General features: G+C 46.8%; 13 protein-coding genes and 1 other RNA gene. 1 reads left to right on the forward strand and 13 read right to left on the reverse strand.

The genetic code is table 11. The annotated features are described in order from the left end of the window. Positions 1 to 81: 81 nt before the first annotated feature. Entirely contained in the window at positions 82 to 630 is a 549-nt protein-coding gene (gene hxlB / locus L985_RS13195; protein WP_047393350.1) for a 6-phospho-3-hexuloisomerase, read from the reverse strand. Beyond that, entirely contained in the window at positions 631 to 1266 is a 636-nt protein-coding gene (gene hxlA, locus L985_RS13200; protein ID WP_047393348.1) for a 3-hexulose-6-phosphate synthase, read from the reverse strand. 204 nt (positions 1267 to 1470) lie between these two features. Here hxlA and L985_RS13205 point away from each other — a divergent pair, with 204 nt between their 5' ends. Continuing rightward, positions 1471 to 1836, forward strand: a complete 366-nt coding sequence (locus L985_RS13205) for a transcriptional activator HxlR (RefSeq protein WP_047393344.1) — start codon at positions 1471 to 1473, stop codon at positions 1834 to 1836. 55 nt (positions 1837 to 1891) lie between these two features. Here L985_RS13205 and L985_RS13210 read toward each other — a convergent pair whose 3' ends face one another. The 11 genes from L985_RS13210 to L985_RS13260 form a co-directional block, all read right to left on the reverse strand. Next, a complete protein-coding gene (locus L985_RS13210) occupies positions 1892 to 2401 on the reverse strand; it encodes a GNAT family N-acetyltransferase (protein ID WP_047393340.1) in 510 nt (169 codons plus the stop codon). A gap of 49 nt (positions 2402 to 2450) precedes the next feature. After that, entirely contained in the window at positions 2451 to 3428 is a 978-nt protein-coding gene (locus tag L985_RS13215; RefSeq protein WP_335583435.1) for a reverse transcriptase domain-containing protein, read from the reverse strand. A gap of 3 nt (positions 3429 to 3431) precedes the next feature. Then, positions 3432 to 3911, reverse strand: a complete 480-nt coding sequence (locus tag L985_RS13220) for a hypothetical protein (RefSeq protein WP_052169445.1) — start codon at positions 3909 to 3911, stop codon at positions 3432 to 3434. 517 nt (positions 3912 to 4428) lie between these two features. Then, positions 4429 to 4787, reverse strand: a transfer-messenger RNA (tmRNA) gene (gene ssrA / locus L985_RS13225). A 58-nt stretch (positions 4788 to 4845) separates the two neighbouring features. Then, positions 4846 to 5316 (reverse strand): SsrA-binding protein SmpB, encoded by a 471-nt coding sequence (smpB, locus tag L985_RS13230; RefSeq protein ID WP_029342464.1) that lies wholly within the window; start codon positions 5314 to 5316, stop codon positions 4846 to 4848. 32 nt (positions 5317 to 5348) lie between these two features. Further along, a complete protein-coding gene (gene rnr, locus L985_RS13235; protein WP_047393336.1) occupies positions 5349 to 7709 on the reverse strand; it encodes a ribonuclease R in 2361 nt (786 codons plus the stop codon). Between the two features lie 14 nt (positions 7710 to 7723). Next, positions 7724 to 8464 carry an alpha/beta hydrolase gene (locus L985_RS13240; protein ID WP_023469200.1) on the reverse strand — a complete coding sequence of 247 codons (741 nt, stop codon included), beginning with the start codon at positions 8462 to 8464 and terminating at the stop codon, positions 7724 to 7726. Positions 8465 to 8565: 101 nt separating this feature from the next. Next, entirely contained in the window at positions 8566 to 8799 is a 234-nt protein-coding gene (gene secG / locus L985_RS13245; RefSeq protein WP_023469201.1) for a preprotein translocase subunit SecG, read from the reverse strand. 146 nt (positions 8800 to 8945) lie between these two features. Continuing rightward, positions 8946 to 9863 carry a ribose ABC transporter substrate-binding protein RbsB gene (gene rbsB, locus L985_RS13250; protein WP_029342466.1) on the reverse strand — a complete coding sequence of 306 codons (918 nt, stop codon included), beginning with the start codon at positions 9861 to 9863 and terminating at the stop codon, positions 8946 to 8948. A gap of 27 nt (positions 9864 to 9890) precedes the next feature. Continuing rightward, positions 9891 to 10859, reverse strand: a complete 969-nt coding sequence (rbsC, locus tag L985_RS13255; protein WP_050678685.1) for a ribose ABC transporter permease — start codon at positions 10857 to 10859, stop codon at positions 9891 to 9893. A 1-nt stretch (position 10860) separates the two neighbouring features. Next, positions 10861 to 12339, reverse strand: coding sequence for a sugar ABC transporter ATP-binding protein (locus L985_RS13260; RefSeq protein WP_029342468.1), 1479 nt, complete (start codon positions 12337 to 12339; stop codon positions 10861 to 10863). Between the last annotated feature and the right edge of the window lie 2 nt (positions 12340 to 12341).

The raw sequence follows: 12341 nt of genomic DNA on the forward strand, positions 1-12341 counted from the left end.
TTAATTGTTTATTTATAACAAAAAAGATGAAATCTCTTTCTATAAAGAAGAGAACTCATCTTTTTCATCTATATGCTAGTTTCACTCTAAATTGGCGTGTTTCCCGTACATCGTTTGCGAATCGAGCTGTTTGTCTTCCATGATCTGCAGAATCAAGGCATCATAGAACAACAACATCGTCTGTTCGAACAATGAGCCCATTGGTTGCACCGTCTCGTCCGCTGATGCCGTTCGTTCTTTCGGAACTCCGGGCAGTTTGACGACTAAGTCTGCAAGTAGTGCTAACGTCGACGTCGGACTGATCGTGACAACGGCAATCGTTCCACCGAGTTGCTGTGCTTTCTCGACGATTGGTACCAACGTTTTCGTCTCACCCGATCCGGAACCGACGATTAACACGTCACCCTCACGTAAGTTCGCCGTGACCGTTTCGCCGACGACATAAGCATCGAGTCCCATGTGCATCAGCCGCATGACGAACGCTTTTCCCATTAAGCCGGAGCGGCCGGCTCCTGCGAGAAAAATCCGGTTCGCTTGCAGCACAGCATCTGCCAGTTCTTTTGTCTCGGTCGCATCGATTGCTTCGACCGTCGAAGTCAGCTCTTCGATAATCGTTTGAATGTGTGTCATTTACGCCTCTTGTAGCATCCGGTGCATCGTTGACGCTGTCTCTTGTTTATCATCTTGTCCTGTGATTCCGCCACCGACGATGATCAAATCAGGACGTGCAGCGATGACTTCCGGTAACGTCTCCATCTTGATGCCACCCGCAACAGCTGTTTTTGCATTTGTCACAACTGACTTGATTGTCGCAAGATCCTCAAATGAGTTTTGACCGACTGCTTGCAAATCGTAACCTGTGTGGACACAGATGTAGTCGACGCCCAACGCATCAAGTTCTTTCGCCCGTGTTGCGATATCTTTCACAGCAATCATGTCGACGAGAATCTGTTTGCCTGATTTTTTCGCTTCTTCGACTGCCCCTTTGATCGACATGTCTTCCGCTGCACCAAGGATCGTCACGATGTCGGCACCATGTGCGACAGCTTGGCTGACTTCGTAGCCAGCAGCATCCATGATTTTCAAATCAGCGAGGACCGTTAAGTTCGGGAATGCTTCTTTCATTTCTTTGACAGCGCGGAGCCCTTCGTTGATGACGACCGGTGTGCCGATCTCAACGATATCTAAATTGTCTTCTCCAATTTCTTTGACTAAAGCGATCGCACCTGCTGTATCGACTAAATCAATTGCGAGTTGTAATTTCATTTTGTATCTCTCCCATTCTTCTCTGTATTGTCGTACCTGACACTTCCTTCAAACGTTCATGAAGGAACAGGACTAAATATAATCCGCAGGAGCATTCTTGAGAAGTACGCACTTTTAATTTACATAGTGCGGTTTTTCATACATAGTGCGGAAAAGTATACTGTCAACTGGAAGAAAGACTATACTGGAACAGGAGGTGGAACGATGCCACATTTTGAAGACCGTCAGTTTAACTGTGAGAAGGAATTGACCCTCTCGATCATCGGGGGCAAATGGAAGATGCTCATTCTTTGGCACTTAGGCAAGGAAGGGACGAAACGATTCGGGGAACTGAAAAGTCTGATGCCCGGCATCACGCAACGGATGCTCGTCAATCAACTACGGGAACTCGAAGACCACCACATCATTCACCGGGAAGTCTATCCGGTCGTACCACCGAAGGTCGAATACTCGTTGACGCCGCACGGTCATAGCTTAATGCCTATTTTAGATGCGATGTATGACTGGGGTAAGGATTATGCGAAAAACGTCCTGGAGATTGATTTCGAACAACATAAAATATCGCAATGAAAAAGATGCTCACGGTCTCGTCTCTTTTTAGAGATAAGTCCACTGAGCATCTTTTTTAGGATTCTTCCACTGTATAAACCTTCGACATCGCCAGTTCATCGACGTATTCGCCATCGATGAAGAGCGACGCGATGCGTGTTCCTTCGATGTTGAAGCCAAACTTATGATAGAGCTCGATTGCCCGCAAGTTATCTTTGCGAACCGTCAACTCGAGTCGGACGAGTCCTGCTTCAATCGCAAAGGCATCAACCGCTTCAAGTAATCCTGCACCGAGCCCACGACCCGTATAGGCGTCAAGTAAGCCGATGACGAGATTCGCCCGGTGACGAATCCGACTCGGTTCACCACCAACGACGAGCACATACCCGACGAGTTGCTCATCGACGTCCACGACGAAGATGTCTGAGTTCGCAGCCTGACCGAACTTCTCGATAAACGCTTCCGCCTGTTCCGTTGACAGGACACGTTCCTCCGGCTCATACAACATATATTTCGTTTCCCGATCAATTCGTCGCAATAAGTCCGATAAGGCCTTTCCGTCCATCAACGTAGCACGTCGTATCATGTTTTACACCTCATCAATCTAAAATTATAATTAATATTAAAATATACGACTAATTTTTTAAATTTTGTCTATACATTTCTTTGTTATCTTTAAGCCTTTTATTTACTTTATACCAATGTCTTTTTACTTGCTGCCTAATTTGAACATCAACAGGAAGTTCCTTCATTATTTTTTCTGCTTTATAAGAATATGAAATAAAATTTCCATAGCCTTTATAGTTCATTCCTAAATGAGTATATAGACCATAAAGACTTTTCATATAAGCATTTCTGTTGTAAACATAGTGTTTTTTAGCTAAAATCCTAGTTTTTCTATAGGCACGATTATAATATTTGAACAAGCTTTTCTCCCTAATCTTTATTGAATTACCATCGAATACAAATCCTAAGTAATCTAACTTAGATGATTGACCCTCAAGAGTAGTCATTTTTCTATCAGAGTAATTAAGCAATATAGTTTTTTCTTTTTGTAATTTTAAGTCTTTATATCCAGAAATTTTTTCATAAATTTCATTTTTTATTTGATCCATCTGTTGTTCGTCGACATCAGGAATTATCCAAATTAAGTCGTCACAATATCTTCTATACAAGCCATTTAATTTATTAGTCCATTCATTCATTTCTATATCAAATTTCATCAGTCTAATATTAGAACAAACAGAACTTACTCCAGAACCCTGAGGAATACCAAATGTTTTTGGGGTTTCAGGATAAACTTTTAGTTTATTAGATTTAATTAAATTTCTAAAAGTATGCATACTCATATAGTTTTTTATTTGTTCCTCTTGTATTAACCTATCTATATTTATGTCTTTTTCATTTTTTACAGATATCAAATATCTATCAAGGTCTTCTTTTTCTAAATACCTAAATTTTGTAATTGATTTAAATACATTATAGATATCTGCAGGCAATTCTCCGACGTTCAACAATTGTTTTAAAGAACTTTTTAATTCGTGATGAGATATATTGTCGAAAAAAGAAGAAAAATCTAAAGCAATAATTAATGCATTTTTTTGTTTTAAAATAAACTAAAAAACTTCTTTAGAGAAATGTATATTGTTTTTCCCTTTTTTATTATCCCTATAAGCAATCGAGCATTCATCAATACTATGTTTTATAGCAAAATCGTTATAATACATATTTAAAAGTTCACCATAGTATTTATATATGTAACTATCAAAATGTGATGCATAATAAATCTCTCTTTTTTTGGGCTTTACATATTTATATTGTCCTTGATTAAATTCATTACTTCTTGTTTTAAGTATTTTTAAAGTTTTATTATCATGACCTTCTATAAATGTATATTTTTTCAAATCTATACTGTAATGTATAAATGGTAAAAAAGCATGCTTTTGAACATATTCTTTATCTTGAACCAGTTCAAAAGCACGCCTTCTTATTGTTTTATTATGAGTCGGAGTGTACATGTTTCCAATAAAAATTTTTCTATCAATATGTAAATAATTTTTTGGATGATAATTTTTAAATCTTTCTAAAGTTTCCATGATTACAGGCTCCTTTAATTTAGAGCTAAGAAGACATTAACCGGGTCTATTAAAAATCGCCTTCTCAGCATAAATAAAAATCAATCACTATTCTAATCATTAGGATGAAAACAGCAATCGGACCCAAATAAACAATTATTGTACAGTCATCATGTAGTACTTGTGATGAATATAGGAGATGATTCAGAAATGACGAACAGAATCTTCTACTGGGTCGCCGCAGTGCTTCTTGACGCCTCAGGAGATTATCTGGTTGACAAGTTGAAACAATTCCTTTGCGATTCTAATCAATACGCAACACTATTATTTTACTTTATATCCATAAAAATCACAAACTGTGAATAAAGATTTTGTAGTTTTAATTTTAGTACCTAATTTAATAAATGTATTTGTATTTAATCATATATATTAATGAAGTGGATTTTTATGATAAATCTAAATATACTTTAATTTTTAAGTAAAAAAGTGCCACACCTCAATTGGTGTGACACTTTTTTTGAAATCCACTGATTTCGTCGTATGGAGACGGTGGGAGTCGAACCCACGTCCGAAGGCATCGTATACTTAAGCTTCTACGTGTGTAGTCAATTTATTGGGATCTCGTCGTCAGGCTGCCAATTGACAGGCGTCCGTCCGACCAGTCTGATTCCATCTCTTCTCTTTCCCTCCAGACGGAAGGGTCCAAGCGTAGCCTGTTTAAAGTGAGACCCTAGAAATCAGCCGACCAGGCGACGGCTGCTAGGATCCGTAGCGGCAATTAAGCTGCTGCGAGTTGTGTGTTAGTTTTGCCAGTTATGGCTGGTGCGTTTTAACGAGGCCGACCCCTCGACACGCCACAGAAGACCGAACTACCCCCGTCGAATCCGTAACGTCCCCAAGATAATAAATTGGGGCTTTCCGAATACTAATATTCTAGCAGAAAAGTGTTACGGGTTCAATACTTTTGCTTATCACGCAGTGCTCGGTCGATATCACGCTTCGCATCCTTCTTCTTCAGATCGTCACGTTTATCGAATTTCTTCTTCCCGCGTCCGAGTCCAATCAAGCATTTCGCGTATCCATTCTTGATGTAGACCTTCAGTGGTACGATCGTATAGCCGTCCCGTGAAACCGCACCGATCAAGTTCGCGATCTGTTTCTTGTGCAGCAACAGCTTCCGTGGGCGGAGCTGCTCATGGTTGTACCGGTTCCCCTGTTCGAAGTGGGCGATGTTCGAGTTCCAAAGAATCGCTTCTCCCCCGTCGAACCGGACGAACGCGTCCCCGATACTGATTTTTCCTTTACGGACCGATTTGATCTCCGTTCCCGTCAAGACGAGACCGGCTTCAATCGTATCCTCGATCGCGTAATCGAACGAGGCCCGTTTGTTGTTCGCTAAGACTTTCGAATCTGTTCCCTTTGGCATGTTCATTCACCACATTTCCGATGCGGAAGCGCTTATTTGCGCTTCCGTTTCTTATTCGAGACCGCCTTATGGAATGGCGGTTTATCCTTTTTGTCTTTCAGCGCGAAGCCTTTGCCTTTCGACTGGTCCTTCGACTTACCCGGACGTTTTGACTTACCGCGACGGTCGTCTTTCTTCTTATCATCGCGTTTTTGTCCCGGACGTCCACCGCTTGAGCGGATTGTCTTCGACTCGAACCGTTTCTTCGGCTGCCGTTCTGGCATCCCGACGACACTGAAGTCGATCGTCCGTTCATCGATGTTGACGTTCGTGACCTTGATCTCAACGACATCACCGATCCGGAACTGTTGCTTCGTCCGCTCACCGATTAACTGATAGTTCGCTTCATCGTAGCGATAGAAGTCATCCGTCATCGCTTGAATGTGGACGAGTCCTTCAATCGTGTTCGGCAATTCGACGAACATTCCAAAGTTCGTCACGCCACTGACGACGCCTTCAAACGTCTCGCCGATGTGTTGCTCCATATACTCGGCTTTCTTCAAGGCGTTCGTTTCCCGCTCCGCATCTACCGCACGACGTTCGCGTTTTGACGAATGATCAGCGATTTCCGGTAGGATCTCCGAGTAACGGTCTTGCGTCTTCTGTGACTTGTCGTTGTAGATGACATATTCACGCAACAGACGGTGAACCATTAAGTCTGGGTACCGACGAATCGGTGACGTGAAGTGCGTGTAGTAGTCCGTCGACAGACCGAAGTGACCGATCGGTTCGATGTCGTATTTCGCTTGTTGGAGCGAACGGAGCATGACCGTACTGACGACCGCTTCTTCCGGCTCACCTTCAACGGCATTGAGGATTGATTGCAACGTTTTCGGTGCGACTGACTCACCCTTACGTTCGACGTTGATCCCGAAGTTGCCGATGAACTTGAAGAACGTATCGAGACGTTCTGCTTTTGGCTCATCGTGGATCCGGTACATGAACGGCAGTTTTTGACGCTGGATGTGCTCGGCGACCGTTTCGTTCGCTGCGAGCATGAACTCTTCAATCAGCTTCTCAGCGACCGACCGTTCGCGGAGGATGATTTCACTCGTCTTGCCTTCTTCGTTGACGAGGACCTTCGCTTCTGGGAAGTCAAAGTTGATCGCCCCACGACGAGAGCGACGTTCACGGAGGATTGCTGCGAGTTCCGCCATCTTGTCGAAGTACTCGACGAGATCTTGGTACTTCGCGATCACTTCTTCGTCTTCGCGTTCGATGATTTTCCGGACATCCGTGTACGTCATCCGTTCTGTCGTCTTGATGACACTCTGGAAGATCTCATGGTTGACGACAGCACCGTTCGCATCGATTTCCATGATACAGCTGAGCGTCAGCCGATCGACGTGCGGGTTGAGCGAACAGATCCCGTTCGATAGACGGTGCGGGATCATCGGAATGACACGGTCAACGAGATAGACACTTGTTCCGCGCTCACGCGCTTCTTCGTCGAGTGCTGAATCTTCTTTAACGTAATGCGAGACGTCAGCGATGTGGACACCAAGCTCAAAGTTGCCGTTCGCTAACTTCTTGACGTGAACCGCATCATCGAGGTCTTTTGCGTCCGCTCCGTCAATCGTCACCGTCAATTCGTTCCGTAGATCAACGCGTCCGACTAAATCCTTCTCATCGATTTGATCCGGTACAGCATTCGCCTCAGCGATCGCTTCCGGTGAGAAGTCGACGTTGATCCCGTGCTTATGGACGATCGATAAGATGTCGACGCCTGGATCATTCTTGTGACCGATGATTTTCAAAACTTTCGCCGTTCCAGCGTAACGTCCATCCGGATACTTCGTGATTCGGGCAAGAACTTTATGTCCATCGACAGCACCGAGCGTATCGTCGTTCGCAACGACCGGTAAGAACGTTAATTTCGTATCATCCGGTTCGATATAAGCGATCGATTCGATCCGTCCTTTTGGACTGACGAACGTCCCGACGAAATCGGCTGGTCCGCGTGAGAGAATCTTGAGCAGTTTCCCTTCACGACGGTCGCCGCCGTTTGACTCGGCAAACACTTTGACGAGGACACGGTCGCCGTTATAGACGTTCTTCAGTTCCGGTGCTGGCAAGAAGATGTCACCTTCTGAGCCGTCTTCCGGTGAGACGAAACCGAATCCGCGTTGGTGGACGGAAATCTTCCCTGCGACTTGACCGATTTGCGCGAGCGTTCCGTACTTGTTCGAGCGTGTCCGGGCGATCAACGCTTCGTCTTCCATCGCGTTCAGCGTCCGGATCAATTCCTTGAATGCGTCCGTATCCGCTAGTTCTAGTTTTTTCGTTAATTGATCAATCGACAACGGACGTTCTTCCGTCGTGATGACCGTTAGTATTCGTTCACGTAATTCCAACGTGACACCTCCAGTTACTTGCTCCAGTTCAATGACTCCAGGAAGTCCAAGATGTCAGAGTGGAGCTGGTCTTTTTCTTTGTCGAGCGTAATGACGTGACCTGAGTTCTCATACCAGATCAACTCTTTTTGGAAGGCACTGACTCCATCATGGATGATGTTCGCGGAGTCGGTGTTGATCATGTGATCGTTGCGCGCTTGGACGACGAGCGTCGGTGCGTAGACATCCTCAAGCGAATCGCGTGTCTCGCGCAGCAGTTCCTGTAAGTCCTTCAAGGTCGGCATCGGTTCGAAGGACGCCATCTCGTGGTCGATCTCTTCTTGCGATTTGCCTTCTCGCTTCTTGAATTCTCGTGCGTACTCGGTGACTCCTGCATACATGACTTCTTCACTTTTGATGTAGGCGGGTGCACACATCGGGATGACCGCTTTGACCGGACGGTTCATCGATAACTTCAGCGACATGACGCCACCAAGCGACAGTCCGCAAACGGCGATTTCGTCATAACCTTTATCGACGAGTTCTTGATATCCGGCAAGGACATCCTGCCACCAGTCGGCTGGCCCGGTCTTCGTCAGCTCTTCGGGTGGGGCAGCGTGCCCTTTATATTGTGGTGCGAGGGACGTATAGCCCTGCTTCTGTAAATAGCGACCGAGGATGCGGACATCCGCGCTCGATCCCGTGAATCCGTGTAATAGTAAAACGGCACGTGGGCCGGCTTCGAAAAAGAATGGTTTCGGTAAAGTGATTTTCATAAAATGATTCCCCCTCTAACTCTATACCCCATATCCGGAAAAAATGAATATCGAGAAATACAAAAAACGACAGCGCGATCATACGGCTGTCGTTTCAGTGCTCACTTATAAAAAGCGACGAGTAACGCCAAGATGAAGAGTAATGCTCCTAAGATAGACGCCACACGATTTAGGACCGCATCCAAGCCACGAGCTTTTTGGCGACCAAATAATTGTTCTGCTCCACCCGTCAATGCTCCGAGTCCAGTCGTACGACCCGACATCAATAGAACGACGATGATGAGAAGAACGGAAACGACGATGAGGCCGACAAGAGCCACGTTATGAATGATCATCGATGATCCTCCTTCAGTAATATACGCTTCTTTCATTATAGAGAAAAACAAGTACGGGAACAAGGAATAGATTTAGGAACTTTTTCCTGCCTGCTCTGCCCGACGAAAAGAGACACCTGAATCGTCGACTCAGGTGTCCTGTCTTCTTATTGTTTGATCAATTCGAGGTCGACTGGTATGTTCTTCTCGACTGTTTCACCTTTTAAGTGCTTGATCGCTGTCTCGACACCCATTTTCCCGATCTCAGTCGGTTTTTGAGCGATCGTTCCTGCCATTTTTCCGTCTTTGACAGCTTTGACGGCATCATCTGTCGCATCGAAGCCGATGACTTTAACATCGTTCAGACCCGCTGCTTTTAATGCTTCAACCGCACCGAGTGCCATCTCATCATTGTGTGCGAAGACGGCTTTGATGTCTTTGTTGTTCTGGAGGATGTTCTCCATGACCGACAAACCTTTTGCCCGGTCGAAGTTTGCTGCTTGTTTTGCGACGACGTCAAGTTTACCGTCGACTGCTTCATGGAATCCTTTACCACGGTCGCGTGTTGCGGATGCTCCTGGAATCCCTTCGAGCTCCACGACTTTTGCTTTATCGCCGACGAGTTCGATCATGAACTCACCTGCTTGTTTCCCACCTGCGACGTTATCTGACGCGATGTGTGCGACGACGTCGCCTGCTTCTGCGTTGCGGTCAACTGTGATGACAGGGATGTTCGCATCGTTCGCTGTTTGGACGGCTGCACCAACTGCTGCTGAATCCGTTGGGTTGATCAAGATGAGATCGACTTTCTTTTGAACCATGTCTTCGATGTCGCTTGCTTGTTTTGCCGCGTCATCTTGCGCATCCGCGACTTGAAGTGTTGCGCCTTGTGCTTTTGCTTCTTGTTCTGCCCCTTCTTTTAACGAGACGAAGAATGGGTTGTTGAGGGTTGAAATCGAAAGACCAATCTTGAAGTCCTTCGTCTTCTTTTTCGTATCACCGTTGTTGCTGCCTGGCTGTTCCGTCGAACAAGCGGCTGCAAAGACCATTAGTGCCATCATGACGACTGCAAGTAGTTTTTTCATCTGTAGATCCTCCTTTTGGAATATGGGTTACGCTGCTTGTTTCCGGTCCGCGAGTACCGCGAACAAAATGACTAAACCTTTGACGACGAGTTGGAAGAACGAGGAAACACCAAGCAAGTTAAGACCATTGTTCAGTGTTCCGATGATCAAGGCACCGATCAAGGTACCGACAATCCAGCCACGACCACCTGACAGGCTCGTCCCACCAAGGACGACCGCTGCGATGGCATCGAGTTCGTACGATGTCCCCGCCGTCGGCTGTGCCGAGTTCAGACGGGACGTCAGGATGATGCCGGCGAGTGCTGCCATCAAACCTGAGAGTGAGTAAATCATGATTTTGACTTTATTGACTTGAATCCCCATCAATTTCGCTGCTTCTTCGTTACCGCCGATCGCATACGTATAACGACCGAACGTCGTCTTCTTCAAGATGAAGTAGAGAACCGCAAAGGCGATCAACATCGTCAGAACAGGTACTGGGAAGATCCAGAAGTAACCGCGTCCGAACAGTTCGAACCAGCCGCCTTGGCTTAGACCAGTGATCGGTTTCCCGTCCGTATAGACGAGCGTCAAGCCGCGGAAGATCGTCATCGTCGCGAGGGTCGCGATGAATGGTGCGACTTTCCCGAGTGAAATGACCATCCCGTTCAAGGCACCCATGACAGCTCCGACGATCAATCCGGCGAGAACAGCGATCAACGCTGACGTTCCATCCGTCATCAGACCCGCGACGAAGGCGGACGATAGCGCAAGAATCGAGCCGACTGATAAATCAATCCCACCCGTCAGAATAACGAACGTCATCCCGAAGGCAATCAAGGCATTGATCGAGACTTGACGTAAGATGTTAAATAAATTATTCAATGTTAAAAAGTCCGGTTCCATGATCGAGACGACGAGGACGATCGCGAACAATCCTGCGAGTGGTCCAAGCTTTTGTCCGATCCCAAGACGTCTCGGTTTTGCTTCCGTTACCTTGCCTTGCATCAATTCCATATCATTGTCCTCCTGTCGCAAGTGTCATGATGCTTTCTTGCGTCGCTTCCTGTCGTGTCAACATGCCGCTCATCTTGCCTTCGCGCATGACGTAGACGCGGTCGCTCATCCCGAGAATTTCCGGAAGGTCCGAGCTGACCATGATGATCGCGACCCCCGCCGCAGCGAGTTCGTTCATGATGAGGTAAATCTCTTTCTTCGCCCCGACGTCGACACCACGTGTCGGTTCGTCGAGGATCAAGACTTTCGGTTGTGTTCCGAGCCACTTCGCAAGGACGACCTTCTGTTGGTTCCCCCCGGATAGGGACTTCGCCGGCTGGTCCATCGAGCTATGCCGGACCGAGAGTGACTTCAAGTATCCTTCTGCGAAATCACGTTCTGCCTGATCCTTGATGACACCGGATCTTGATAACGAACGAATCGTTGGCAGTGAGATGTTCTCGCGCAGTGAAAAGTCGAGGAACAATCCTTCGCCTTTGCGATCCTCGGTCAAAAAGCCGATGCCTTGGCGGATCGCGTCGTACGGTGTCTTGATTTTCAGCGATTGTCCGTTCAGTTCGATTGTCCCGTCTTTCAGGCGATCGACCCCGAACAATCCGCGCATGACTTCCGTCCGACCGGCACCCATCAAACCAGAGAAGCCGATGATTTCGCCTGCTTTGACGGAGAACGAGACATCGTCGAACCGTTTTCCGCTCGCCTGTTTGACCTCAAGAACAGTCGCACCGATCGACACATCACGATCCGGATACCGTTCCCCCATCTCACGACCGACCATCTCCCGGACGATCTGTTCAAACGATGTCTCGGGAATCGCGTGTGTCGAGACGGAAATTCCATCCCGTAAGACCGTGATCCGGTCGCAAAGCTCAAAGATTTCCTCCATCCGGTGTGAGATATAGACGATCGAGACACCTTGGTTGCGCAGTGCCGTCGCGACGCTGAACAAGGCACGAATTTCCCGCTCCGTTAGTGCGGCTGTCGGTTCATCCATGATGATGACCTTCGCATCCGTCATCAGAGCTTTTGCGATTTCAATCATCTGTTGTTGACCGACTGATAACGTCCGAGCAAGCTGGTCGACGTCCATGAAGACGTTCAATTCCGCGAGTTCACGTTCCGCCTGCCGCTTCATCTCCCCTTGCTTGAGAATCCCAAAGCGTGACTTCAACTCCCGTCCGAGGAACAAGTTCTCCGTCACCGTCAAATCCGGGAGGATGTTTAGTTCCTGATGGATGAAGGCAATCCCCGCCTCTTCGGCAAGCTTCGGATTCTTATACTCGACGTCCTGTCCATCGACGCGGATCGTGCCTGCGTCCGCTTTATGAACACCGGTCAAAATCTTCATCAGCGTCGATTTCCCGGCACCGTTCTCTCCCATCAAGGCGTGGATCTCACCCGCAGCGAGTTCGAAGTCGACCCCTTTCAGGACAGGGACGGGACCGAATGCTTTTTTGATACCTGTCATCTCGATACGCATCG

Origin of the sequence: Exiguobacterium sp. ZWU0009, from assembly GCF_000798935.2 — a bacterium.
Classification (GTDB): Bacteria; Bacillota; Bacilli; order Exiguobacteriales; family Exiguobacteriaceae; genus Exiguobacterium_A; species Exiguobacterium_A acetylicum.

Bases quoted from the DNA above. Each gene is read 5' to 3' on its own strand.
- hxlB (WP_047393350.1), bottom strand. From the start codon at position 630: ATGACACACATTCAAACGATTATCGAAGAGCTGACTTCGACGGTCGAA.
- hxlA (WP_047393348.1), bottom strand. From the start codon at position 1,266: ATGAAATTACAACTCGCAATTGATTTAGTCGATACAGCAGGTGCGATC.
- L985_RS13205 (WP_047393344.1), top strand. From the start codon at position 1,471: ATGCCACATTTTGAAGACCGTCAGTTTAACTGTGAGAAGGAATTGACC.
- L985_RS13210 (WP_047393340.1), bottom strand. From the start codon at position 2,401: ATGATACGACGTGCTACGTTGATGGACGGAAAGGCCTTATCGGACTTA.
- L985_RS13220 (WP_052169445.1), bottom strand. From the start codon at position 3,911: ATGGAAACTTTAGAAAGATTTAAAAATTATCATCCAAAAAATTATTTA.
- smpB (WP_029342464.1), bottom strand. From the start codon at position 5,316: ATGCCAAAGGGAACAGATTCGAAAGTCTTAGCGAACAACAAACGGGCC.
- L985_RS13240 (WP_023469200.1), bottom strand. From the start codon at position 8,464: ATGAAAATCACTTTACCGAAACCATTCTTTTTCGAAGCCGGCCCACGT.
- secG (WP_023469201.1), bottom strand. From the start codon at position 8,799: ATGATCATTCATAACGTGGCTCTTGTCGGCCTCATCGTCGTTTCCGTT.
- rbsB (WP_029342466.1), bottom strand. From the start codon at position 9,863: ATGAAAAAACTACTTGCAGTCGTCATGATGGCACTAATGGTCTTTGCA.
- rbsC (WP_050678685.1), bottom strand. From the start codon at position 10,859: ATGGAATTGATGCAAGGCAAGGTAACGGAAGCAAAACCGAGACGTCTT.
- L985_RS13260 (WP_029342468.1), bottom strand. From the start codon at position 12,339: ATGCGTATCGAGATGACAGGTATCAAAAAAGCATTCGGTCCCGTCCCT.